This is a genomic window from Allobosea sp. 117 (assembly GCF_000702305.1).
Taxonomy (GTDB): domain Bacteria; phylum Pseudomonadota; class Alphaproteobacteria; order Rhizobiales; family Xanthobacteraceae; genus Ancylobacter.
The window spans coordinates 264,002-286,412 of record NZ_JNLC01000014.1; the positions used below are offsets into that span (position 1 = coordinate 264,002).

General features: G+C 67.5%; 21 protein-coding genes, 1 tRNA gene and 1 riboswitch. Of the genes, 14 read left to right on the forward strand and 8 right to left on the reverse strand.

Features of this window, described 5'->3' with window-relative positions; genetic code table 11:
- The first annotated feature begins 273 nt into the window (after nucleotides 1-273).
- The gene (locus U742_RS0114415; RefSeq protein ID WP_029354201.1) at nucleotides 274-1,134 is read left to right on the forward strand and encodes a branched-chain amino acid aminotransferase; all 861 of its coding nucleotides are present in this window, start codon (nucleotides 274-276) and stop codon (nucleotides 1,132-1,134) included.
- A gap of 254 nt (nucleotides 1,135-1,388) precedes the next feature.
- Here the strand turns inward: U742_RS0114415 and U742_RS0114420 are convergent, their stop codons facing one another.
- Entirely contained in the window at nucleotides 1,389-1,592 is a 204-nt protein-coding gene (locus U742_RS0114420; protein ID WP_029354202.1) for a CsbD family protein, read from the reverse strand.
- 148 nt (nucleotides 1,593-1,740) lie between these two features.
- Here U742_RS0114420 and meaB point away from each other — a divergent pair, with 148 nt between their 5' ends.
- Together meaB and U742_RS0114430 are read left to right on the forward strand one after the other, a co-directional pair.
- A complete protein-coding gene (gene meaB / locus U742_RS0114425) occupies nucleotides 1,741-2,730 on the forward strand; it encodes a methylmalonyl Co-A mutase-associated GTPase MeaB (RefSeq protein ID WP_029354204.1) in 990 nt (329 codons plus the stop codon).
- A gap of 8 nt (nucleotides 2,731-2,738) precedes the next feature.
- Nucleotides 2,739-3,341, forward strand: coding sequence for a pyroglutamyl-peptidase I (locus U742_RS0114430; RefSeq protein WP_051661185.1), 603 nt, complete (start codon nucleotides 2,739-2,741; stop codon nucleotides 3,339-3,341).
- Nucleotides 3,342-3,392: 51 nt separating this feature from the next.
- Here U742_RS0114430 and U742_RS0114435 read toward each other — a convergent pair whose 3' ends face one another.
- Entirely contained in the window at nucleotides 3,393-3,716 is a 324-nt protein-coding gene (locus U742_RS0114435; RefSeq protein WP_029354209.1) for a c-type cytochrome, read from the reverse strand.
- 64 nt (nucleotides 3,717-3,780) lie between these two features.
- Nucleotides 3,781-5,085, reverse strand: coding sequence for a PQQ-dependent sugar dehydrogenase (locus U742_RS0114440; RefSeq protein ID WP_029354211.1), 1,305 nt, complete (start codon nucleotides 5,083-5,085; stop codon nucleotides 3,781-3,783).
- A gap of 406 nt (nucleotides 5,086-5,491) precedes the next feature.
- Between U742_RS0114440 and U742_RS0114445 the strand changes: the two genes are divergently transcribed.
- From U742_RS0114445 to dmeF, 4 genes are all read left to right on the forward strand, one after another.
- Nucleotides 5,492-6,418, forward strand: a complete 927-nt coding sequence (locus tag U742_RS0114445) for a sulfite exporter TauE/SafE family protein (RefSeq protein ID WP_029354213.1) — start codon at nucleotides 5,492-5,494, stop codon at nucleotides 6,416-6,418.
- A complete protein-coding gene (locus U742_RS0114450; protein ID WP_029354215.1) occupies nucleotides 6,415-7,185 on the forward strand; it encodes a TIGR02186 family protein in 771 nt (256 codons plus the stop codon). The genes U742_RS0114445 and U742_RS0114450 overlap by 4 nt, the downstream gene beginning before the upstream one ends.
- A gap of 73 nt (nucleotides 7,186-7,258) precedes the next feature.
- Nucleotides 7,259-7,537 carry a metal/formaldehyde-sensitive transcriptional repressor gene (locus U742_RS0114455; RefSeq protein ID WP_029354217.1) on the forward strand — a complete coding sequence of 93 codons (279 nt, stop codon included), beginning with the start codon at nucleotides 7,259-7,261 and terminating at the stop codon, nucleotides 7,535-7,537.
- A 44-nt stretch (nucleotides 7,538-7,581) separates the two neighbouring features.
- A complete protein-coding gene (gene dmeF, locus U742_RS0114460) occupies nucleotides 7,582-8,583 on the forward strand; it encodes a CDF family Co(II)/Ni(II) efflux transporter DmeF (protein WP_029354219.1) in 1,002 nt (333 codons plus the stop codon).
- Nucleotides 8,584-8,698: 115 nt separating this feature from the next.
- On the opposite strand, the gene U742_RS0114465 is transcribed toward dmeF, so the two are convergent.
- Complete coding sequence (locus U742_RS0114465) at nucleotides 8,699-10,111, reverse strand: AtzE family amidohydrolase (RefSeq protein ID WP_029354220.1); 1,413 nt, start codon at nucleotides 10,109-10,111, stop codon at nucleotides 8,699-8,701.
- An 11-nt stretch (nucleotides 10,112-10,122) separates the two neighbouring features.
- Complete coding sequence (locus tag U742_RS0114470) at nucleotides 10,123-10,314, reverse strand: DUF4089 domain-containing protein (RefSeq protein WP_029354221.1); 192 nt, start codon at nucleotides 10,312-10,314, stop codon at nucleotides 10,123-10,125.
- A 223-nt stretch (nucleotides 10,315-10,537) separates the two neighbouring features.
- On the opposite strand from U742_RS0114470, the gene U742_RS0114475 reads away from it, so the two are divergent.
- The 4 genes from U742_RS0114475 to U742_RS0114490 all read left to right on the forward strand — a co-directional run bounded on the left by U742_RS0114475 (nucleotide 10,538) and on the right by U742_RS0114490 (nucleotide 14,131).
- Nucleotides 10,538-10,614, forward strand: a tRNA-His gene (locus tag U742_RS0114475).
- Nucleotides 10,615-11,020: 406 nt separating this feature from the next.
- Nucleotides 11,021-12,652: a sensor domain-containing diguanylate cyclase gene (locus U742_RS0114480; protein ID WP_051661186.1), complete on the forward strand. Its 1,632-nt coding sequence runs from the start codon at nucleotides 11,021-11,023 to the stop codon at nucleotides 12,650-12,652.
- A 198-nt stretch (nucleotides 12,653-12,850) separates the two neighbouring features.
- Nucleotides 12,851-13,639 carry a glycosyltransferase family 32 protein gene (locus U742_RS22575; RefSeq protein ID WP_051661187.1) on the forward strand — a complete coding sequence of 263 codons (789 nt, stop codon included), beginning with the start codon at nucleotides 12,851-12,853 and terminating at the stop codon, nucleotides 13,637-13,639.
- A gap of 207 nt (nucleotides 13,640-13,846) precedes the next feature.
- Nucleotides 13,847-14,131, forward strand: a complete 285-nt coding sequence (locus tag U742_RS0114490) for an HdeA/HdeB family chaperone (protein ID WP_029354226.1) — start codon at nucleotides 13,847-13,849, stop codon at nucleotides 14,129-14,131.
- Between the two features lie 63 nt (nucleotides 14,132-14,194).
- On the opposite strand, the gene U742_RS0114495 is transcribed toward U742_RS0114490, so the two are convergent.
- On the reverse strand, nucleotides 14,195-15,841 hold the full coding sequence (locus U742_RS0114495; protein WP_029354228.1) for an alpha-keto acid decarboxylase family protein: 1,647 nt from the start codon (nucleotides 15,839-15,841) through the stop codon (nucleotides 14,195-14,197).
- A 292-nt stretch (nucleotides 15,842-16,133) separates the two neighbouring features.
- The gene (locus tag U742_RS0114500) at nucleotides 16,134-16,967 is read right to left on the reverse strand and encodes a universal stress protein (RefSeq protein WP_029354230.1); all 834 of its coding nucleotides are present in this window, start codon (nucleotides 16,965-16,967) and stop codon (nucleotides 16,134-16,136) included.
- Between the two features lie 156 nt (nucleotides 16,968-17,123).
- Here U742_RS0114500 and U742_RS0114505 point away from each other — a divergent pair, with 156 nt between their 5' ends.
- From U742_RS0114505 to clcA, 3 genes are all read left to right on the forward strand, one after another.
- Nucleotides 17,124-17,876: an ABC transporter permease gene (locus U742_RS0114505; protein ID WP_029354232.1), complete on the forward strand. Its 753-nt coding sequence runs from the start codon at nucleotides 17,124-17,126 to the stop codon at nucleotides 17,874-17,876.
- Nucleotides 17,877-18,038: 162 nt separating this feature from the next.
- Nucleotides 18,039-18,141, forward strand: a riboswitch (TPP riboswitch).
- A gap of 71 nt (nucleotides 18,142-18,212) precedes the next feature.
- Nucleotides 18,213-19,151, forward strand: a complete 939-nt coding sequence (locus U742_RS0114510) for an ABC transporter substrate-binding protein (RefSeq protein WP_029354234.1) — start codon at nucleotides 18,213-18,215, stop codon at nucleotides 19,149-19,151.
- A 117-nt stretch (nucleotides 19,152-19,268) separates the two neighbouring features.
- Nucleotides 19,269-20,642 (forward strand): H(+)/Cl(-) exchange transporter ClcA, encoded by a 1,374-nt coding sequence (gene clcA / locus U742_RS0114515; protein WP_081853007.1) that lies wholly within the window; start codon nucleotides 19,269-19,271, stop codon nucleotides 20,640-20,642.
- A gap of 6 nt (nucleotides 20,643-20,648) precedes the next feature.
- Here clcA and U742_RS0114520 read toward each other — a convergent pair whose 3' ends face one another.
- Nucleotides 20,649-22,397 carry an ABC transporter ATP-binding protein/permease gene (locus tag U742_RS0114520; RefSeq protein WP_029354238.1) on the reverse strand — a complete coding sequence of 583 codons (1,749 nt, stop codon included), beginning with the start codon at nucleotides 22,395-22,397 and terminating at the stop codon, nucleotides 20,649-20,651.
- Nucleotides 22,398-22,411 lie beyond the last annotated feature (14 nt).

The following is a 22,411-nucleotide window of genomic DNA, read 5'->3' on the forward strand; positions in this document are numbered from 1 at the left end:
AGAATAGCGGCGCAAGCCCATCCCGGCTGAATCCCACATGAACGCGAGGGTCAGTCGGCATTCAGCCGCGATAGCCGCAAATTCCCCCGACCGTTGCCGCGCGCCCTACCGCGCCGCGAATGGCACCGCCGGGGGGCCGGTGCCGGTCGGCTCCGTTCCGGTTTCCGAATCGGGACGGAGCCGACGACTTTCCGGGACGGGACATCCGCCGTGTTCCAAATCGGGTGGCGCGCTCTATCCTGCGCGGGAACTTATTCGCGTGGAGTAGCGAAGATGGCGGAAAACGGCTGGTCCCGAACCTGGACCTTTCTCGACGGCGCCTGGCACGAGGGCAATGTGCCGATCATGGGCGTACGCACTCATGCGTCCTGGCTCGGCACCTCCGTGTTCGACGGCGCGCGCGCCTTCGAGGGCGTGACGCCCGATCTCGACCTGCATTGCGCGCGGGTCAACCGCTCGGCGCTCGCCATGGGGCTGAAGCCCGCCGTTCCGGTCGAGGCATGGATCGAGCTGACCGCCGAGGGGCTGAAGCGCTTCCCGCCCGACGCCGCGCTCTATATCCGCCCGATGTACTGGGCGGAGTATCCCGGCGCGCGCACGGTCGACGCCGACGCCGAATCCACCCGCTGGTGCCTCAGCCTCTACGAGGCGGCGATGCCGGAGCCGCACGGCTCCGCGATCACGCTGTCGCCCTTTCGCCGGCCGACCATCGAATGCGCGGTGACCGACGCCAAAGCCGGCTGCCTCTATCCGAACAACAGCCGGGCGCTGGTCGAGGCGCATGGCCGGGGCTTCGACAACGCCGTGCTCTGCGACATGCTCGGCAACGTCGCCGAGCTCGCCACCGCCAACCTGTTCATGGTGAGGGACGGCGTCGCCTTCACGCCAGCATCGAACGGCACCTTCCTCGCCGGCGTCACCCGGATGCGCACGCTCACCCTGCTGCGCGAGGCCGGCATCGAGGTGGTGGAAGGCGCGCTGACGTGGAAGGACTTCCTCGGCGCCGACGAGCTGTTCTCCACCGGCAACTATTCCAAGGTCTCGCCGATCACCCGGATCGAGGATCGCGAGCTGCAGCCCGGCCCGGTCTATCGCCGCGCGCGGGAGCTCTACTGGCAATATGCCCACGGGTGAGCGAAGGCCATCTTAAGGAGAGAACGCCCCCGCCGGACGGCGGGGGCGAGGTCGGACCGGCGCCCCGCAATATGAGGCGCCGCGTTCAGCCGGTTAAAGGCGGCTTAGAGCATGTTCCGCGAAAGTTGAGAGACTTTCGCGATGAGAACATGCTCCAGCTTATTGAAATAGAGCACTTTCTTGTCGATCAGGAGATTCCACCTGATCGGAAAGGGCTCTAGGCTGCGGGCGACCACGCCCGGCAGGCCGGCGCCTTACATCTTGAAGCGGTTGGCCCACTCGTCGATCTGGCGGTTGGCCTCGTCCTTGGCGAGGCCGTAGCGTTCCTGCAGCACGCCTTCAAGTTCCTGGCGCTTGCCGGACAGACGCTCGATGTCGTCGTCGGTCAGCTTGCCCCATTGCTGGCGCACCTGACCCTTCACCTGCTTCCAGTTGCCTTCGATCCGATCCCAGTTCATCGCTTCGGGCTCCTTGGTCCAATGTGGGATTGCCTCGCCTCGTCAGGCTGGGGCATGGCTGCTAGCATCGCCGCATCAACGCATTGGTGGCCGTTTTGATCCCTCGCGCGCGCTCCTCCGTCCCCTCGCAGCCGGCAGTGCCGCGCCGATGAACGCCCATGCCGCGCCCACGACCGCCGCGCTGATCGACGGCATCCGTTCGGGCAAGCGCGCCATGCTGGCGCGCGCGATCACCCTGGTGGAATCGAAGAAGCCGGCGCATCGCGCGCAGGCGGCGGAGCTGCTGCAGGCGCTGCTGCCGCTGACCGGCAAGGCGATGCGGGTCGGCATCACCGGCGTGCCGGGGGTCGGCAAGTCGACCACCATCGACGCGCTGGGTTCGCTGCTGCTCGAACGCGGGCACCGGGTGGCGGTGCTGGCGGTCGACCCCTCCTCCTCGCGCACCGGCGGCTCGATCCTCGGCGACAAGACGCGGATGGCGCGGCTCTCCATGGACGAGCGCGCCTTCGTGCGCCCCTCCCCCTCCGCCGGCACGCTCGGCGGCGTCGCGGCGAAGACGCGCGAGAGCCTGCTGCTCTGCGAGGCCTTCGGCTTCGATGTGGTGCTGGTGGAAACGGTCGGCGTCGGCCAGTCGGAGACGGCGGTGGCCGACATGACCGACACCTTCCTGGTGCTGATGCTGCCGGGCGGCGGCGACGAGCTGCAGGGCATCAAGAAGGGCATCATCGAGCTTGCCGACATCGTCGCCATCAACAAGGCGGACGGCGACAACCGGACGCGCGCGCAGGCCGCGGCCGCCGACTACCGGGCGGCGCTGCACCTGCTCGGAAGCCGCGAGCCGCATTGGACGACGCCGGTGCTCACCTATTCCGCACTGACCGGCGAGGGGCTCGACGAGCTGTGGGCGCAGGTGGAGCTGCATCGCCAACGTGCAACAGGGTCAGGTTTCTTTACCAGCAAGCGTCGCGCGCAGGAGATCAACTGGATGTGGGCGCTGGTCGAGGACCGGCTGCGCGAGAGGCTGCGCAGCGATCCCGGCCTGCGCAAGCGCGTGCCGGCGATCGAGGCGGCGGTTGGCGGGGGCAGCCTCGCCCCTACCCTCGCGGCCGAGGAGATCGCCGCGCTGCTCGGCCTGTGAGGCCCGCCATGCCCGCTCCGCGCGTGCTGATCACCGGCTTCGGGCGCTTTCCCGGCGTGCCGGTCAACCCGAGCGCGGCGCTGGCGCAGGCGCTCTCCCGCAGCCGGCGGCCGGGGCTGACAGGGCTGGATCGCCGCGTTCTGGTGCTGCCGACGACGTGGGAAGCCGCCGCCGGCTTCGACGCGGTCCTCGCGCAGGAACAGCCCGACATCGTGCTGATGATCGGGCTGGCGGCGCGGCGCACGCGCATCTGCGTCGAGACGCTGGCGGTGAACCGCGCCCGGCCCTTCCCCGATGCCGCGCGCCGGAGGCCGGCGACGCACCGGCTCGACCCGTCGGGTGCGGCGGCCGTGCGGGCGGGGGCGTCGGCGCCGCCACTGCTCCACGCCCTGCGCCTCGCCAGGCTGCCGATGCGCGCCTCGCGCGATGCCGGTGGCTACATCTGCAACGCCCTCGCCTACCGCGCCTATGGCCGGGTCGGCACGCCCGGCGGCCCGCGCCTGGCGGTGTTCGTCCATATTCCGCGCCCGAGCCCGCGGCTCCCGCTCTCCGCCATGCGGCGCGGGCTGGAAGCGCTGCTCGTCGCGCTGGCGGCGCAGTTGAGGGGATGACAACACGAGGACCGGCACGGCAGTCGACGAAGCTGGCAGCGTTCCGTCCCGCTATTCCTTCACGCTGATCTCGATCGAGGCGTACCAGGCAGCGAGATTGGCGATGTCGGCGTCGCTGAGGTCCTTCGCCACCACCGTCATCATCTCGTTCTGCCGCACGCCGCCGCGAAACTCTTCCAGCGCCTTGACCATATACAGCTCGTTCTGGCCGGCGAGATTGGGGGCGGTCGGCAATTGCGCCATGCCATTGGCACCGTGGCACACGGCGCATTGGGCGGAGGCCTTCGCCTTTCCGGCGGCAGCGTCGCCAGCCTGAGCCGGCAGACAATAAAGGATCGCCGCCGCGAAGAGCGACGGCAGGCCGATCTTTCTCATGCAGATGTTCCCGGCAGAAAGGCCGCCGCGGCCGGAACAGCCGCGGCGGTCGAGATGGACGGCGTCAGTTGTTGCCGTAGGAGATGCGGTAGATGGCGCCCGATGTGTCGTCGGCCACCAGCAGCGAGCCGTCGTTCAGCACGGTGACCGAGGCCGGGCGGCCGAGATACTCGCCATTGGGCGTCAGCCAGCCCTCGGCGAACACTTCGGTGCCTGCGGCGGTGCCGTCCTCGTTGAGCCGGGTGAACATTACCCGCGCGCCGACCGGCTTGGTGCGGTTCCACGAGCCGTGCTGCACCGAGAAGATGCCGCCGCGATACTTCGCCGGGAACTGCGTGGCGTTGTAGAAGGTCATGCCGAGATCGGCGGCATGGGCGACCATCTCGACCTGCGGCTTCACCACATCGGCCGGCGGGGTCTGGTTCTTGTACTCGTCGGTGCGCACCGAGCCGCCGCCGAAATAGGGGAAGCCGAAGTTCTGGCCGGCCTTGGTGGCGCGGTTCAGCTCGCCGGGCGGGATGTCGTCACCCATGCCGTCGACCTGATTGTCGGTGAACCACAGCGTCTTGTCCTTGGGGTTGAAGTCCATGCCCACCGAGTTGCGGATGCCCCAGGCATAGACCTCACGCTCCTTGCCCTCGCGGGTGAAGCGCACGATGCCGCCGATGCCCTGCTTCTGGTAGAGGTCCAGCTTCTCCGGCGCGGGGACGTTGAAGGGCTGGCCTAGCGTTATGTAGAGCTTGTCGTCAGGCCCGATGCGGCAGACCCGCGCGGTGTGGTTGAACGATTCCTCCGACTTCGGGATGAGCTCGCCCTGTTTGACCACCGGCACCGCGACGACGTCCGGCCCCTCGTAGAAGAATTCGGCAGCCGGGAAGATCAGCACGCGGTTCTGCTCGGCGACGAACAGGAAGCCGTCCTTGGAGAAGCACACGCCGTTCGGCAGCTTGAACTGCACGGAGGGCGCGAAGACCTTCACCTCGTCGGCGACGCGGTCCTTGTCGCGGTCGGTGACCGCCCAGACCTTGGACTTGCGGGTGCCGACGAAGACCACGCCGGTGGTCGGGCCCACCGCCATCTCGCGCGCATCCGGCACGATGGCGTAGAGCGAGATCTTGAAGCCGTCCGGCAGCTTGATGCCTTCGAGCGTCTTCCTGAGCGCATCGGCCTTCTTGCCCTCCTGCGGCACCGTCTCCATGTCCATGGAGGCGCCGGTGGTCTGGAAGTTGCCGAGCTTTTCCATATTGTCGTCGGCGGTGTTCTGCGCCCGCGCGGGCCCGGCCGACAGGCCGACCCAGGCGGCGGAAGCGAACATGGTCGACGCCAGCAGCCATGCTGCCGGTCGCCAGCGGCGCCGGTTGGTTTTCATTGGTATTCCTCCCAAAGCGATCAAGCCTCGTACGGGCTTTTCGACGCCGACGACGCTAGCACGCCGCCCCGATACGTTAAGTCAGACAGTATGACCTATTGACCGTTTTATTTTACTATTGCTGCAGCGCGAAACTATTTTCTGAAATGTAACATCCCAGTACTACATTTATTATTTCTATAATCTCGCAGATGCGAGAATAAAGCCAGTCCGCCATCTTGGCTCCGCGCGTCCCCTGCCCCCCGGAGGCAAGAGCAAAGCCTGCTTGCCGCTGAAATGTCCAAGCAACAGAAAAGTTGTCCAATTCAATAGGTTACATCATCATTGGGGCTTAAAAGTCTGTCGACTTTTGCTGCATATGCTCTATGAGCGTCGCCACCAACTCCGTTGCGCCGGGAACCTGCGCGTGACCATCTATCTGCCGATCGCCGAACTGCCCGTGAACGTGTTCACCCTCCTCGCCATGGGGATCGCGGTCGGGTTCATCTCCGGAATGTTCGGGGTCGGCGGCGGGTTCCTGATGACCCCGCTGCTGATCTTCCTCGGCGTCTCGCCGGCGGTGGCGGTGGCGAGCGTCACCACCCACATGGCCGCCTCCTCCTTTTCCGGCACGCTGACTTACACGCGACGAAAGCTCGTCGACTACCAGCTCGGCGGCATGCTGCTGGCCGGCGGCCTCACCGGCACGCTCGGCGGCGTCATCACCTTCATGGTGCTGCGGCGCTTCGGCCAGCTCGACCTGTTCATCGCCGTCGCCTACATCACGCTGCTCGGCACCATCGGCACGCTGATGGTGGTCGAAAGCCTGCGGGCGCTGGTGCGCAACTGGCGCGGACAAAAGGCCGAGGTGCGGCGGCCGGGCGCGCATCCCTGGTTCCTGCGCCTGCCCTTCAAAATGCGATTCCGCCAGTCGCATATCTACGTGTCGGCGATCCCGGTGGTGACAATCGGCTTCGTGATCGGCTTCCTCGGGGCGCTGATGGGCATCGGCGGCGGCTTCCTGCTGGTGCCGGCGCTGATCTACCTACTGCGCGTGCCGACCCTCACCTCGGTCGCGACCTCCCTGCTGCTGACCCTCGTTACCATGGTGGCGGCGATCCTCATGCAGGCGGTCCTCAACCAGACGGTGGATGCCGTGCTCGGCCTCGTGCTGATGATCGGCGGCGTGATCGGCGCGCAGTTCGGCGCGCGGGCCGGCCAGTCCATGAAGGCGGAGAACCTGCGGCTCCTGCTCGGCCTGCTGGTGCTGGCGGTCGGCATGCGCGTGCTGGTCGACCAGACATCGCAGCCGGCCGATCCCTATGCCGTCACCATCGACGAGTCGGCGCGATGAGGCGTCTGCTGCGGCCCCTCCTCCTCGTCCTCGCGATGCTCGCCGGCGCTACCGCGACGGCCGGCGCGCAGGGCCTCGTGCTCTCGCTCTCGAAGCCGCGCGTCACCATCAGCTCAAGCTTCTCCGGCGAGCAGATCGTGCTGTTCGGCGTGATCGAGGGCGGGGCCCCGAACACGCCCTTCGACGTGGTCGTCACCGTGCGCGGTCCGAACGAGGGCTTCATCACCTGGCGCAAGCAGCGCCGGCTCGGCATCTGGATGAATGTCGACAGCCGCACCTTCGTCTCAGCGCCGTCCTACCTCGCCGTGCTGAGCAACCGGCCGCCCTCGGAGATGGCGGATGCCGAGACGCTGCGGCAGGAGCAGGCTGGCTTTTCCAACAACCACCTGCTGCAGAGGGTCGGCACCGACTTCGCGGATGTGGTGGCGGACGACCCGTTCCGGCAGGCGTTCCTGCGGGTGAAGCAGGCGCAGGGCCTCTATTTCGAGCGCACCTCCGGCGTCGAGTTCATCGCCCCGCGCGTGTTCCGGGCGACCATCCCGATCCCCGGCACGGCCCCGGTCGGACGCTACGAGGTGGTGGTGAAGACCTTCGCCGGCGGCGAGCTGGTCGACCGCAGCGCCACCTCGCTGGAGGTCGCCAAGGTCGATTTCGAGCAGTTCGTCGCCACGATGGCGCGCGACCATGCCTGGCTCTACGGCCTTGCCACCGCGCTGATGGCGCTCGGCGTCGGCTTCATCGCCAATATCGTCTTCCGCAAGGACTGACGGTCCCCTGGGGTGGCCAAGGCCGCGACCCGGCGCTATATAGGATAGTCCCCTACCCTATATCCGGCTGACCATGTCGCATACCATCAAGGACAAGAGCCGCCTGCTCGCCCGCGTGCACCGCGTGCGCGGCCAGGTCGAGGCGGTCGAACGCGCGCTCGAGGCCGAACTCGGCTGCGGCGACGTCCTGCAGCTCGTCGCCTCGGTGCGCGGGGCGATCAACGGGCTGACGCTCGAACTGATCGAGGAGCATATCCGGCACCACGTGGTCGATCCGGCCACCGAGCCCGATGCGGGCAAAGCCCAGGGCGCGGCGGAACTGATCGAGGTGCTGCGCACCTATCTCAAATGATGTGCCCGGCGAAAGCCGTGGCGCCGTCGCCATGAGGCCCGACCATGCACGTCCATGACACCCACGCCTTCCCCGCGCCGCACAGCCACGTCTTCCTCGGCCAGGCGCACAGGCGCAATGAGCGGCGCACCTGGATCGTCATCGCCATCACCGCCAGCGTGATGGTGCTGGAGATCATCTCCGGCTCGCTCTTCGGCTCGATGGCGCTGCTGGCCGACGGCTGGCACATGTCCACCCACGCCGCCGCCATGCTGATCACCGCCCTCGCCTATCTCTATGCGCGGCGGCACGCCCATGATGCGCGCTTCACCTTCGGGACCGGGCGGGTCGGCGACCTCGCGGCCTTCGCGAGCGCCGTGGTGCTCGCGGTGGTGGCGCTGCTGATCGCGTGGGAAAGCGCGCAGCGCCTCGTCACCCCGCAGCCGATCCACTTCCGCGAGGCGATCGCGGTGGCGGTGTTCGGCCTCGCGGTCAACCTCGTCTGCGCCTTCCTGCTGCGTGACGATCACGACCATGAGCACGGCCACGGGCACCGCCACTCGCACGGACATCACGGGCACGCCCATCACGGCCACGCGCATGATCACGGCCATCGTCACGACGAGCCCTTGGGCCCGACGCGCGACAACAATCTGCGTGCCGCCTATCTGCACGTACTGACCGACGCGCTCACCTCCGTCTTCGCCATCGCGGCGCTGACCGGCGGCAGCCTCTATGGATGGCTGTGGCTCGATCCGGTGATCGGCATCGTCGGCGCGCTGGTGGTGGCGCACTGGTCCTGGGGCCTGCTGCGCGACGCCGGCGCGGTGCTGGTCGACTACGTGCCGGCCGGGGAGAGCCTGCCCCGCGAGATCCGCCACGCGCTGGAAGACGACGAGGCCGAGATCACGGACCTGCATGTCTGGCAGGTGGGACCCGGCCACCATGCCGCGCTGATCGCGGTAAGCACGCCCAACCCGGCGACGCCGGAGGTCTACAAGCGGCGGCTGGAGCACATCGACGAGCTCGCCCACGTCACCGTCGAGGTCAACCCGGCTGCGGCCTGAGCCCCTTCCGATCAGGTGGAATCACCTGATCGAGAAGAAAGTGTTCTCACTCAATAGCTTGTAGCATGTTCTCATCGCGAAAGTCTCGCAACTTTCGCGGAACATGCTCCAAGCCTCACACCACCGGAGGCGGGGCGAAGGCGAGGCCGGCGGCCTCCAGCACCGCCGCCGCCCGCAGCGCGTCCGCCTCGCGCCAGGGCGCGGCGATGAGCTGGACGGCGATGGGCAGCCGCTCGCCGCCCGGCATCGGCGCGGCGACCACCGGCAAGCCGATGAAGGAGATCGGCTGGGTGTAGATGCCGATATTCGGCCGCACCAGCATCTCGCGGCCGTCCAGCTCAAAGGTCGTCTGCCCCACACGCGGCGCCGGCACCGGCGTCGCCGGAGCGATCAGCACATCCCAGTCGGAAAACAGCTCGAGCGCGCGGTCATGGAACCAGCGGCGGAACTTCTGCGCCTTGAGGATCCACGCGTTGGGCAGCGCGGCGCCGGCCAGCAGCCGCTCGCGCACCGCCGGGTCGAAGTCCTTCGGCCGCTCGCGCAGCCGGTCGCGGTGCAGCGCCGCGCCCTCCGCCATGGTGACGAGATAGGCGCTGGCGCGCGCGAGCTCGACCTCAGGCAGCTCGACGCTCGCCTTCGCGCCGAGCGCCCTGGCGGCACGGGCCACCGCGTCATAGGCCTGCGGCGTCCCCTGCCGGGCGAACCAGCCGCCCAGCACCGCGACCCTCAGCCCTTCGCCGCCACGCGCGAGCGCCGGCGTCGTAGGCTCGGGAGCGACCGCGGCGAGGGACGGGTCGTCCGCATCGGCGCCGATGAGCGCGTCATAGGTCGCGGCGAGGTCCGCGACCGTGCGGGCGAACGGGCCGAGATGGTCGAAGCTCGCGACGAAGGGAAAGGTACGGGCGCGCGAAAGCCGCCCGTAGGTCGGCTTCAGCCCGAAGATGCCACAGAAGGAGGACGGCACGCGGATCGAGCCGTTGGTGTCGGAGCCGAGCGAGAGCGGCACCAGCCGCCCGCCCACCGCCGAGCCGGAGCCGCCCGACGAGCCGCCTGACATGTGCTCCAGATCGTGCGGATTGCGCGAGGGACCCTCGTGCAGGTTCTCCCCGGTGAAGTCATAGGCGTATTCGCCCATGTTCAGCGCGCCGACACACACCGCCCCGGCGGCGGTGAGGCGCTCCACCAGCGCAGCGTCGCGCTTGGCCGGGGCGTGGTCTCGATTGATTTTGGAGCCCGCGAGGGTGCGCAGCCCGGCGAGATCGAACAGGTTCTTCACCGCGAAGGGCACGCCCGCCAGCGCGCCGAGCGGCTTTCCCTCCGCCCGCGCGCGGTCGATGGCGTCGGCCTCAGCGCGGGCGCGGCCGGCGGTCACCGCGGTGAAGGCGTTGAGCAGCGGATCGACCGCCTCGATGCGCGCCAGCGTCGCCTCCAGCACGGCGCGGGCGGTGACACGGCCCTCGCGCACGGCCGCCGCGACGGCGAGCGCCGGGCCGGTGGAAAGTTCGACGGGATCGGATGCGTTCGGCACGGTACCCGGCATCACGGCTGATAGACCGGAGCCGGCTCGGCCTCGTCGGCAAGCGGGAAGGCCATCAGCCATTCGGCCATATCGGCGGCAATGCCGAAATGCATCGCCACGCGCGGGCGGAGCTCCTCTTCCAGCGGCAGCCCGGCGAGCGCCAGAGCCGCGTCGAGATAGGCCGCTTGAGCGGCCGCACGCCCTTCATCCATGCCGATTTTCCCCCACATTCCGGCAACTGAGCAAAGGATAATCACATCGATCCGCGATGCATGCAATTAACTGCAAACTTGTATGACCACATTCAAAAACATGGTTTCGAACCGGCTTCGGCGCGGCTGTTTCACGGTCCGCGTTCCGGTCTTGCAAAGCGAGGGCGCTCCAAGTAGGTTCCGCGCCACCAAGCAGGCCCTGCGAATGAGGGGGCGTGCCCATGCAGCTGTAGCTCAGTTGGTTAGAGCGCCGGTCTGTGGAACCGGAGGTCGGTGGTTCGAGCCCACCCAGCTGTACCATCGTCAAGCCATTGATATATAAATATTCTCAGCGCCGAGGCCTGACCACGGCCTTCACGGCGCCCCATATTTCCATGCAACACGGGACCGGGCGGCGGCGGCGCGCGACCTCGGTCATCCATCCGGTCGCGTCAGCTACCTTCTGCATGGATGCTGGTTAAGGTTGCCGGGCCGTCCGCGCATGCTCGGCGACGACGGTGCCGGCACGGCCGATCGCGGTGCGGCTGGCCTACCTGGAGCGTTTTTGAGCGAAGTGGAAACCGGTTCGCGTGAAGAAAACGCGATGAAATGAGAACTTAGAGTCTTTCCGTGTTTCCAATAAACACGGAAAGACTCTAAGCCCAGATGGACTTCCCCCCGAGCGGTAGATAGCTAGGGATATGATCGCTGCGCGAGAAGACCGCGGATGCTTCAAGAAGCTGTTTTGGAAGGTCGCCGTTCTGGCGGGGACAGAGTCCGCGACGCGCTCCAGCAGCAAGGCCGGCGCGGCCGGCAGATGCGACCGGCTCTGCGCAAAGTGACGCTGGGCCTGGCCATCGCCTGGCTGACATTGGTGGCCGCCATGGGCTGGTGGATGTCACAAAGGACCATGGCGGCGTGGCTGGACAGTCTGACGGCCAGCGCGGAATACGAAGCTGAGAACACCGCGCTCGTCATTGATCGGCTGTTCGTCGAGATGACCAGCGTGGCCAATATGGTGGCGCGCCAGAGCCAGGTCATCCAGCTCGCCACCCGCTATCGCACTGATCCGCCCGGCATGGCCGAGCTAACGCGTCAGCAGCGCGCCGCGCAGTTTACGAGCGACCCGCTGGTGCGCAAAGTCGGCGACGTCATGAATGCGCTGGCGAAAGATCTCCGCTATGCCCGCATTTACATGAACAATATGTCGGACGACACAGTGACGGCCAGCAATTGGGCCGAGCCCGACAGCATCGTGGGCATGATCTACTCAGGCCGGCCTTACCTCATCGACGCGCTGCGTAATGGCCATGGCACCTCGTTCGGCATCGCCCGCCTGCTCAAAACGCCATCCTATTTCGTCGCCAGCCGCATCGATGACGCAGACCAGGTGCCGCAAGGCTCGGTCACGGTGAAGTTCGACGCACCAGAGATGGCGCTCTACCTGACAGGGCAACACATTGCGCTGATCGTGAACCGCCAGGGACGCGTGATCACCGCTTCGTCCGTATCGTTCATGCTGCGCAATGTGGCGGCGCTTCTACCGCCAGGCACAGCACTGCCGCCGGACGGCGATGAGGAGCCGGGCGAGCCCATGGACGTGCGCCCGGTGGCCGCCGATGGCCCGGCCGACCAATGGCTCATCGACGGCAAGCCCTATCTGCTGCGGCGTCAACAGTTGTCCAATGCACAATACCACTTGCTCACGCTGGCAGGGATGGACGCCAAGTCCTCCATGCAAAGGCAGCACCTCTTGATAGGTGGGCTGGTGGCGGTGGCCGGCCTCGCCCTGATCCTGCTCTCCAGCCACGCGGTCGGGCAGATGATGATGCAACGCCAGGATGAGCGCTATGCGGCCAATTATGACGCGTTAACCGGCCTGCCCAACCGGCGCGCCATGTTGGTTCAGTTGGATCGATTATTCGCTCTGGCGACGCGGACGCAGCAGCGGGCTCTGGTGGCGTTCATCGATCTGGATGGGTTCAAGGCGATCAACGACACCTATGGGCACGAGGTCGGCGATCAATTCCTGGTCGAGGTTGGCCGGCGCCTGTCTGCCGGCCTATGTGCAAACGAAGTGCTGGGTCGGGTGGGAGGCGACGAATTCGTCGTGATCGGGCTGGTGGCTCCGCCCGGTCCCGATGATCCGGACGAAGCAGTCGCATCAATTCGCAGCCGGCTGGTGCCGCTGCTGATCGGAAACTATAGCTTTGGCGACTGCAGCATCGACTATCCAGGCGCCAGCTTTGGTGTTGTCAGCGTCGATCCATCCCTCAGTTCGACGGAAAGCGTGCTCAAAGAAGCCGATCTCCTCATGTATGCCGACAAACAAGCTCGACGGGCGCAGCAAACCGCATGAAGGGGAAGCCTGACGATCGAGCCGACTTCGCCCCCATATCGTACTGCTGTCGATAGCGGATGGTCGGCGCCCGGCGGCATCCTGCGGCACCCCGTGAGCAGCAGCCCGCTTCGATATTGCAGCAGCGTCCCGAACCCTGCATCGACGAGGCAGCCTGATTTCACTGCGATTCGGCGCCGGCCCCGCCAGAGATGAATAATGCGTGCCATTCCGAAGATCATATTCCAGACTTGGAAAACGCGAACCGGCATACCCGAATCCTATCTTCAATGGCGGCATTCGATCATCCGGCACAATCCGTCGTACCGGCACGCGCTGTGGGGCGACCGGGAAAACCGCTCCTTCATCAAGAAGCTCTATCCGTGGTTCCTGCCCATCTTCGATGGCTATGAACACAACATCATGCGCGCTGATGTGATCCGGTATTTCTTCCTGTATCATTTCGGCGGCATCTATATCGACTTGGACACGGAGTGCCTGCGCCCGCTGGATAGCTACCTCGAGCGAGGAAACGTCGTGCTCGGGCGCATGGGGGTGGACCCGGAGTTCTCCCAGTCGATCCCCAACGCTGTCATGATGTCGGCGCCGCGGCAGGAATTCTGGCTCTTCGTCTTCCATCTGCTGGTCGAGCGGGCCAAGCGCGACATCCGCCCCGAATACAAGACCGGCCCGGATATCCTGAAATCGAGCATCGAGATCTACAACGACAGCTCGGCCTACAAGAGCACGCGCGAATCCATCCATCGGCTGCTGGCCGACAACGGTATCGACATGCGCGCAAACCGGACGGCGAAGATACATGTGGCGCCGGCGCGGGACTTCTATCCCATCGACTGGAGCGACCCGATCCATCAATATTTCATCCGGCGCAAGGTGGTGCGCGACGGCGTGCTGTTCTCCGATGATGAGAAGCGGGAACTGTTTCCCCATTCCGCGCTGGTGAGCTACTGGACGCACGGGTGGGAGCCCGAGCGCTGGCCGGAGTGATCGCTGCCAGCCCGTCTCCGCCGGGCACCTGCGGGGCGGAACCGGCGCTTCGAGCGCACCCGGAAGGCACCATCGAAGCCCTCGAATTTCGAAGATTTCCGATCGTGCATTCCGCGCCCCCTGCAGCCGTGAATTGTCCTTGACGCCCCTTCCCACCATGGCACGGTGCTACCGTCGACGATGCGTCGCGGGAGGGAACCTCAACTCATGAAATATGCAATCGCCATAGCCGCCGTCATCGCCAGCCTGAGTTCGGCTTCGGCGGAGAAATGGGACCTGTCGACCATGACCTGCAAGCAATTCGTCGACAGCGACAAGGACACGATCGGCATCGTCTTGGCATGGCTCGACGCCTATTACCGGGACGAGGATTCCCCGCCGGTCATCGACACCGACAAGTTCGTCCAGAACGCGGAAAAGCTCGGCGCCTATTGCGCCTCCAATCCTCAGATCGGGCTCATCACCGCGGCGGATTCCCTCTTCGACAACTGACGGCCGAAGCCCCAGTCGATCGGGTGGAAGCATCCGATCGACGACGGGGTGTTCGGGCCTGCTCTAGCCGCCGGCCGCGGCCTTCTTCATGCGCTCGCTGAGCTTGAGCGAGAGCGGCGAGGCCTCGTAGCGGCCGGTAACGACCTCGATATAGACGCCGCCATTGGCCTTGCGCGCGGCTTCGAGCGCATCGTCCAGTTCGCCGCAGGTGGTCACGCGCGCCGTGGTCCAGCCCTCGCAGCCGAGCGCGCGCGGCAGCTCGGCGTAGCGCCACGGCGCGATGTCGTTGTAGCCGATCTCCGGGTCCTTGCAGAGCAGGCGCTCGATCAGATAGCCGTCATTGTTGAGCACGAAGACGACTGGTTTCAGCCCCAGCATGCCGAACTGGCCGAGCTCCTGCGCGGTGACCTGGTGCGAGCCCTCGCCGGTGATCAGCACGGTGCGGCGCTCGGGCGCGGCGACCGCGGTGCCGACGGCGGCGGGCGTCGCCCAGCCGATCGCCCCCCAGAGCGTCTGGTTGTAGAAATTCGCCCCCGAGGGCATGCGCGCGAAGCCTAGCCCCATCGAGGCGGTGCCGGTCTCGGCGACCACGATGTCGCCCGGCTCGATGAATTCGGCCCAGCGCGGATAGAGCGCCTCGGCGGTGATCGGCTGGTCGCCCTCCCCCGTCACCGGACCGAGCGAGCCGGCCGGGATGCGCTCCCAGTCCCGCTTCGGCAGCGCCTCGGCGAGCGCCGCGAGGATGTCGCCGATCTCCACGCTCGGGAAGGTATGGCCGTCCACCGTCACGCTGTGGTGGTCGATGGCGATGGTGCTGTCCTTGTCGAGGTTGGAGGTGAAGGAGCCGGTGTTGAAGTCGGTCATCAGCGTGCCGACGGTGACGAGCCGGTCGCGGCTCTCGACGAAGGCGCGCACCTCCTCGTTCATCAGCGCGCCGTCATACATGCCGACATAGGCCTCCTGCTGCTCGTCGAGCAGCGTCTTGTCGTGGAACATGGTGGCGAAGGGCAGCCCCGAGGCGTCGATCACCGCCTGCAGCGTCGCCGATGCGCCGATGCGCGATACCAGGAGGCCCGGCAGCACACAGGCGGTCGAGGCCTCACCGAGCGCGGCGACGATGGCGGCGGTCGCGGCCTTCAGGCTGTCGGGATCGCTTCGCGGCGGCGGCAGCGGTGCGGCGGCGCTCACCACCGGCTGGCCGGCAAGGTCGGCGGGAAAGGCCATGTAGACCGGCCGGCGATGGTAGAGCGCCTCGGCGATCAGCCGCTCGGTCTCATAGGCGACGTTCTGCGGCGTCATCACCGCATGGCCGCACACCACCGGCTCGCTCATGCGGCGGAACAGCTCGTATTCGCCGTTGCCCAGCGTGTGATGCACCAGCGCGCGGGCGCGCTGCACCGCCATGCGCGGCATGCCGACCAGATGAAAGATCGGCAGGTGCTCGGCATAAGCGCCGGCGATGCCGGCAAGCGCGCTCAATTCGCCGACACCATAGGTCGTGCAGAGCGCCGCCACGCCCTTGATGCGGGCGTAGCCGTCGGCGGCATAGGCTGCGTTGAGCTCGTTGGTGCAGCCGATCCAGCGCATGCCCGGCTGCTGGAACACCGCATCGTTGACCGGAAAGGCGAAGTCCCCCGGCACGCCGAACACGTCGGAGATGCCGATCTGCTGGAGGCGTGTCAGCACATGCTCGATGACGGTGAGGGCCATGGAAGTCTCCGGCGTGTCACGGGCGAAGCGGAACGTGCCGGAATTGTATCGGGGCGGCGCGGAAGATCGACGCCGTTTTTCGTGCAGGGCCTCCGCTAGGCCCCTTTCAGTCCAGCGGAAATCGCCCGTGGGAAACGAACGTGCCCGGCCCGCCGGGCCGGCGCATCTTCGCGACGGAAAAGCCGCTCGAAGCTTTGCGAAACGTGCTCCCGCGTACCCCCTGCGACAAAAAGGCCCCGCCTGCGTGCAGGCGGGGCCTTCATCTTCGACAACGCGCCTCGACAGGACGCGTTCAGTGCGCGAGCAGCACCGGCACCGTCATGCGGTCGAGCATGTCGCGGGTGACGCCGCCGAGCACGAATTCGCGCAGCCGCGAATGGCCGTAGCCGCCCATCACCACGAGATCGATGTCGCGCGAGGCGATCTCCTTGAGGATCACCTCGGAGACGCTCTCGCCGGAGCCCGGCACCAGCCGGCGCAGCTCGACCTGCTTACCGTGCCGCGCCAGATGGCGCGCGAGATCGGCGCCGGGCAGCGCGCCCGGCTTGGACTTGCCGGTGTCGACGACCACCGCCTCGACGAGGTCGGCCTGGGCGAACAGGGGTGTCGCCTCGGCGATGGCGCGGGCGGCGGCGCGCCCGCCATCCCAGGCGACCAGGATGCGCTGCGCCGAGAAGGGACGCGACTGCTTCAGCGGCACCAGCAGCACCGGCCGCCCGGAATCGAACAGCACCGCCTCGGCGACCACTTCCTCCGAACCCATCTTCTCCGGGTCGGGCTGGCCGACGACTGCGAGATCGTAGAGCCGCGCCATCACGCCGATCTGCTCGGCGGCGCCGCCAAGCGTGCCGTCGACCGTGCGCACCTCGTTGGAAATCTCCATCGAACGGGCCGCCTCGCCGAAGCGCTCGACCGCCTCCGCCGCCAGCCGGCGGCTCTCGGCGCGCTGCGCGTCGAGGAAATCGGTCGAGAAGGCCTCCGTATAGACGGTCGGAATGTCGATCTCGTAGCTGACCGCGACCGCGGTGAGATGCGCTTCGAACCGGGCCGCCAGCGACACCGCGTAGTCGGCGGCGACATCCGGCCCCTCGCCGAGCCTGAGATGTACCAATATGTCCTTGATCATCGTTTCCTCCGCCGTCGTCCTCTGTGGGACGGTTTGTGACGCGAAATCGTGGGCGGTGCCTTGACTGGGGTCAAGGTCGTATCGACACCAACGCCACCGGTCGCCGCAATGACAGCCTGCCGCTATAAGGGCGAACCGTCCATCGAGATGCCCGGCATGCCGTCCCTGCTCCGCCCGCTCGTCATCGCCACCGCGCTGCTGGCGCTGTGGGAGGCGCTCGTGCAGGCTTTGGGCATGCCGGCCTATATCCTGCCCGGGCCGGTTCGGATCGGCGCGGCGCTTCTCGCCAACCGCGCGGTGCTCATGGAGAATGCCGCGATCACGCTGGGCGAGATGCTGCTGGGGCTCGCCTGCGGCTCGGCGCTCGGTATCGCCTGCGCGCTCGCCATGGCGGTGTCGCCGCTGGCGCGGCGGACGCTGCGGCCGGTGCTGCTGGTGGCGCAGGCGCTGCCCGTCTTCGCCATCGCGCCGCTGCTGGTCATCTGGTTCGGCTTCGGGCTCGCCTCGAAGATCGTGATGGCGAGCCTGATCATCTTCTTTCCCGTGGCCTCGGCCTTCCACGACGGCCTCGCCCGCGCCGACCAGGGGCTGGTCGACCTCGCCCGGCTGCACGGCGCCGGCACCGCGGCGACGCTGCGCTTCATCCGCATCCCGGCCGGCCTGCCGGCGCTCGCCTCCGGGCTTCGGGTCGCCACCGCCGTCGCGCCGATCGGCGCCGTGGTGGGCGAGTGGGTCGGCTCCTCGGCCGGGCTCGGCTATCTGATGCTCTATTCCAACGCGCGCATGCAGACCGACATGGTGTTCGCCGCGCTCGCCATACTGCTCGCGGTCGCGCTCGGCCTGTTCGCGCTGGTCGACCGCGTGCTGACGCGCCTCGTGCCGTGGGCGCCGGAGACGACGGCTCCCTAGGCTGTTCTGCTTCGACCATCCTTCGAGGCTCGCTTCGCGAGCGCCTCAGGATGACGGTACACATCGTCCATCCTCGTCATGCTGAGGCGCCGGCCGGCACGGCCGGCCTCGAAGCACGCACGCGTCCGCCGATTGCCGTGGCATGCCAGCTCTGCTAGCGTCGGTTCGTCCGAGGGGTGTCTCGCAAGAGGCTGAGATGGCGTTGGCCAGACCCTTTGAACCTGATCCGGGTCATGCCGGCGAAGGGACGGAACATGGGCGGGGCCGACGCATAGGGGCCCGCGCCCATTCCCCCGAAAGCTCGTGCCTCGGATCTCCACGATACGGAGGAGATCCATGCTCAAGACCATCACCGCCGCCGCGCTCGCGCTGGCGCTTGCCGCCGCCCCCGCCGCGGCTGCCGACAAGCTCACCGTGCTGCTCGACTGGTACGTGAACCCCGACCACGCGCCGTTGATCATCGCCAAGGAGAAGGGCTTCTTCGACGCCGCCGGGCTCGACGTGACACTGGTGCCGCCAGCCGATCCGGCCGCGCCGCCGCGGCTCGTCGCGGCGAAGCAGGCGGAGATCGCGGTCAGCTACCAGCCGAACCTCTATCTCTCGGTGAAGGAAGGACTGCCGCTGGTGCGCTTCGGCACGCTGGTCTCCACCCCGCTGACCGCGCTGGTCGCGCTGAAGGATGGGCCGGTCAAGTCGATCGCCGACCTCAAGGGCAAGACGGTCGGCTATTCGGTGGCCGGGCTCGAGGACGCGCTGCTCGGCACCATGCTGACCGAGGCGGGGCTGAAGCCGAGCGACGTCACCATGGTGAACGTCAATTTCGCGCTCACCCCGGCGCTGATCGCCGGCAAGGTGGACGCGGTGATCGGCGCCTACCGCAATTTCGAGCTGACCCAGATGAGGATAGAGGGGAAGGAGGGCACCGCCTTCTTCCCCGAGGAGCACGGCGTGCCGGTGTTCGACGAGCTTATCTATGTGACGCACAAGGACCTCATCGCCGATCCGCGGCTGAAGAAGTTCCTCGCCGCCGTCGAAAGCGCGACGATCTATCTGCTGAACCACCCCGACGAGGCGTGGGGCATCTTCGTCAAGGCGAACCCCAAGCTCGACGACGAGCTGAACCGCACCGCCTGGGCCGACACGCTACGCCGCTTCGCGCACGCGCCGGCCGCGCTCGACGCCGGACGTTATGCGCGCTTCGGCGAGTTCATGAAGAGCCACGGGCTGATCGACAAGGTGGAGCCGGTCGCGACCTATGCACCGGCGCTGCCGTGAGCGACGGATAGCCTCGGTCGCCACGTCATGATCAGGCGTGACGATCCGCTGCTTTCCGACCGCGCCCGCCGATGCTACCGAGGTCGGGACGACATCGATTTGCGGATGCGGGGCTGAATGGGCAATGGCGGGTATCATCTGGTCGCGCTGCTGGTCGGCGCGATGGTGGGGCTCGTCGGCGTCGCCTTTCACCTCGGCGTCGAATGGCTGTCCGCCGCGTGGCCTTCGCTGCTGCGCGACGGGATAGGCCTCGCCGGCCTGCCGCTCTATGCGGCCGGGGGGCTCACGGCGGCGGCGATGGCGGTGGTCTCGCTCTGGCTGGTCCGCCGTTTCGCGCCCGAGGCCGGCGGCTCCGGCGTGCCCGAGATCGAAGGCGCGATGGAGGGCATGCGCGAGGTGCGCTGGCGCCGCGTGCTGCCGGTGAAGTTCGTCGGCGGCCTGCTCTCGCTGTCCTCGGGCATGGTGCTGGGGCGCGAGGGGCCGACCATCCATCTCGGCGCTTCCATCGCCAAGGCCGCCGCGGATCTCGCCCGGCTGGAGGCGGAGGACATGCGCGGCCTGCTCGCGGCGGGCGGCGCGGCGGGGCTCGCCGCCGCCTTCAACGCGCCGTTGGCGGCGGTGCTGTTCGTCATCGAGGAGACCCGCCGGCAGTTCCCCTACAGCGCGCGCACCTATGTCGCCGTGGTGCTGGCGTCGCTCGCCAGCGCCGTCGTCACCGAGCAACTCACCGGCAACGTGCCCTATATGCGGCTCGACGCGCCGGCCGTGCCGCTCGCCGCGCTGCCGGCATTCCTCGTGCTCGGCGCCCTGCTTGGACTGGTCGGCACCGGCTTCAACCGCACGCTGGTCTGGTCGCTCGACCAGGTCCGCAGCCTCGGGCTCCATTCCTCCTTCTACATCTTCCCGCTCATCGTCGGCGGCATCGTCGGCGTGCTGGTGTTCGTGCTGCCCGAGGCGACGCAGGGCGGCGAGGTGCTCGCCGTCCAGCTCGCGACGGAAAGCCGTCCGCTCGGCGTGCTCGCGGTCATTGTGCTGCTGCGCTTCGTGATGACCATGGCGAGCTATTCCACCGGCGTCGCCGGCGGCATCTTCGCGCCCATACTGGCGCTCGCCACCACCATCGGCCTGTTTTTCGGCACCGCGCTCGAGATGGCGGTGCCGCTGCCGGAAGGCACCCATGTCGCGCTCGCCATCGCGGCGATGGGAGGGCTGTTCGCGGCGACCATCGGCGCGCCGCTGGTCGGCATGGTGCTGGTGATGGAGCTGACCGGCGCCTATTCCATCCTCGTTCCGGTGATGGTGACGACCATCATCGCCAATATGGTCGCGCAGCACCTCAAGGGGCGGCCGATCTACGAGGTGCTGCTGGAGCGCACGCTGGCGATCGAGGCCGAGGGCCAGCCGGCGATCACGCGCGGCTGGCTCCGCGCATGGCAGCGCTCGCGCCGCCGCGACATGAGCGGCATCGCCGTCTCCAAATCCGACGACTGACCGCTGTCAGCCCGCCGCGGCCAGCGCCCCGGTGCCGCCAAGGCGGGCCGGGCCGTCGGGCATCGTCTCGAGCGCCAGATGCCGGTCATGCAGCGCGCGCAGGCTGGCGCGATGGCCGATGGAGAGCACCGCCGTACCGGGCAGGCGCTCGTAGATCAGCCGGTAGAGCGCCGCTTCGCCCGGTTCGTCGAGCGCGGAGGTCGCCTCGTCGAGCAGCAGCACGTCCGGCTTCACCAGCAGCGCGCGGGCGACGGCAAAGCGCTGCTGCTCGCCGCCCGACATGACGGACGGCCAGAGCGCGTGCTCGTCGAGCCGCGCGGCGAAGGCGCCGAGCCCGACCGCCTCCAGCACCGCACGGAACTGCTCGTCAGTGTGCCCCGCCATCGGGTCGGGATAGGCGAGCGCGCCGCGCAGGCTGCCGACCGGCACATAGGGCCGCTGCGGCAGAGTAAGCATGCGCGCGTCCGGCGCGAGGCCGACCTCGCCATGGCCATAGGGCCAGATGCCGGCGATGGCGCGCAGCAGCGTGCTCTTGCCGGAGCCGGAGGCACCGGTGAGCAGCACATGCTCGCCGGCATGGATGCGCAGCCCGTCGACGGTGAGCAGCGCGCGGCCGTCCGGCAGGCGCACCTCGGTGTCGTCGACGGCGAGCGCCGCGTCGTGCTCGGCGCCGGTGAGCCGGTAGTCGCTGGCGAGGCGTTCGGCCTGCGCCTGCGACACCGACTTCTCGAAGCCGATGAGACGGTCGACGATCGACTTCCACTCGGCAAGCGTTGAATAGGCGTTGATGAAGAAGGAGAAGGAATCCTGCACCCGGCCGAAGGCCGAGGAGGTCTGCATGAGCTGCCCGAGCTGGATGGAGCCGGTGAAATAGGCCGGCGCCACCACGATGAAGGGGAAGATGGTGGAGACCTGCCCATAGCCGGCGGTGAACCAGGTCAGGCGCTTCTGGGCGATCATGATGCCCCAGAAATTGTGGATGACGTTCGAGAAGCGGTCGAGCAGGCGTGACCGCTCGACCCGTTCACCATCCATCAGCGCGATCTGCTCGCCATTCTCGCGCACGCGGACGAGATCGACGCGGTAGTCGGCCTCGAAGCGCTGCTGGTCGTAGTTGAGCTTCACCAGCACCCGCCCGATGAGGTGGGCCAGCCAGGTGCCGAGCGCGGCATAGGCGAAGGCGGCCCAGACGAGATAGCCGGGAATGTGATGCTCGCCGCCGAACAGGCTGAAGGTGAAGTCGCCGGACAGCCGCCACAGGATGACGGCGAAGGAGCCGAGCGTCATCACCGCACTGAGCAGGCCGACGAAGATGCTGATGGTCTGGCTGATGTAGTTCTTGATGTCCTCCGCGATGCGCTGGTCGGGATTGTCGGCGGAATCGCCCTTCAGCCGCATGCGGTAATGCGCTTCGCCGGACAGCCAAGCCTGCAGGTACTTGTCGGTCATCCAGGTGCGCCAGCGTATCTCCAGCCACTGGCGCAGATAGATCTGGTACACCGCGATGATGATGGCGGCCGCGGCGTAGGCGCCGAACAGCCAGAGCTGGTGGACGAAGGCGGCGTAATCCTTGTCCTGGATCGCGTTGTAGAAGGAGTTGTTCCACTCGTTGATCAGGACGATGGCGTAGACCCAGCCGACCTCCAGCGCGATGACGGCGGCGAGCAGGGCGCGCCCGCGCCAGCGGTCCTCACCGCGGAAATAGGGGGCGGACAAGCGCCAGACGTCGGACAGCAGAGAGAGAATGGCACGCACGCGGGTCGCTCCGG

Bases quoted from the DNA above. Each gene is read 5' to 3' on its own strand.
- U742_RS0114455 (WP_029354217.1), top strand. From the start codon at position 7,259: ATGTCGCATACCATCAAGGACAAGAGCCGCCTGCTCGCCCGCGTGCAC.
- U742_RS0114480 (WP_051661186.1), top strand. From the start codon at position 11,021: ATGCTTCAAGAAGCTGTTTTGGAAGGTCGCCGTTCTGGCGGGGACAGA.
- U742_RS0114470 (WP_029354221.1), bottom strand. From the start codon at position 10,314: ATGGATGAAGGGCGTGCGGCCGCTCAAGCGGCCTATCTCGACGCGGCT.
- U742_RS0114490 (WP_029354226.1), top strand. From the start codon at position 13,847: ATGAAATATGCAATCGCCATAGCCGCCGTCATCGCCAGCCTGAGTTCG.
- U742_RS0114430 (WP_051661185.1), top strand. From the start codon at position 2,739: ATGCCCGCTCCGCGCGTGCTGATCACCGGCTTCGGGCGCTTTCCCGGC.
- clcA (WP_081853007.1), top strand. From the start codon at position 19,269: ATGGGCAATGGCGGGTATCATCTGGTCGCGCTGCTGGTCGGCGCGATG.
- U742_RS0114500 (WP_029354230.1), bottom strand. From the start codon at position 16,967: ATGATCAAGGACATATTGGTACATCTCAGGCTCGGCGAGGGGCCGGAT.
- U742_RS22575 (WP_051661187.1), top strand. From the start codon at position 12,851: ATGCGTGCCATTCCGAAGATCATATTCCAGACTTGGAAAACGCGAACC.
- U742_RS0114510 (WP_029354234.1), top strand. From the start codon at position 18,213: ATGCTCAAGACCATCACCGCCGCCGCGCTCGCGCTGGCGCTTGCCGCC.
- U742_RS0114450 (WP_029354215.1), top strand. From the start codon at position 6,415: ATGAGGCGTCTGCTGCGGCCCCTCCTCCTCGTCCTCGCGATGCTCGCC.
- U742_RS0114440 (WP_029354211.1), bottom strand. From the start codon at position 5,085: ATGAAAACCAACCGGCGCCGCTGGCGACCGGCAGCATGGCTGCTGGCG.
- U742_RS0114415 (WP_029354201.1), top strand. From the start codon at position 274: ATGGCGGAAAACGGCTGGTCCCGAACCTGGACCTTTCTCGACGGCGCC.
- U742_RS0114420 (WP_029354202.1), bottom strand. From the start codon at position 1,592: ATGAACTGGGATCGGATCGAAGGCAACTGGAAGCAGGTGAAGGGTCAG.
- U742_RS0114435 (WP_029354209.1), bottom strand. From the start codon at position 3,716: ATGAGAAAGATCGGCCTGCCGTCGCTCTTCGCGGCGGCGATCCTTTAT.
- dmeF (WP_029354219.1), top strand. From the start codon at position 7,582: ATGCACGTCCATGACACCCACGCCTTCCCCGCGCCGCACAGCCACGTC.
- meaB (WP_029354204.1), top strand. From the start codon at position 1,741: ATGAACGCCCATGCCGCGCCCACGACCGCCGCGCTGATCGACGGCATC.
- U742_RS0114505 (WP_029354232.1), top strand. From the start codon at position 17,124: ATGCCGTCCCTGCTCCGCCCGCTCGTCATCGCCACCGCGCTGCTGGCG.
- U742_RS0114495 (WP_029354228.1), bottom strand. From the start codon at position 15,841: ATGGCCCTCACCGTCATCGAGCATGTGCTGACACGCCTCCAGCAGATC.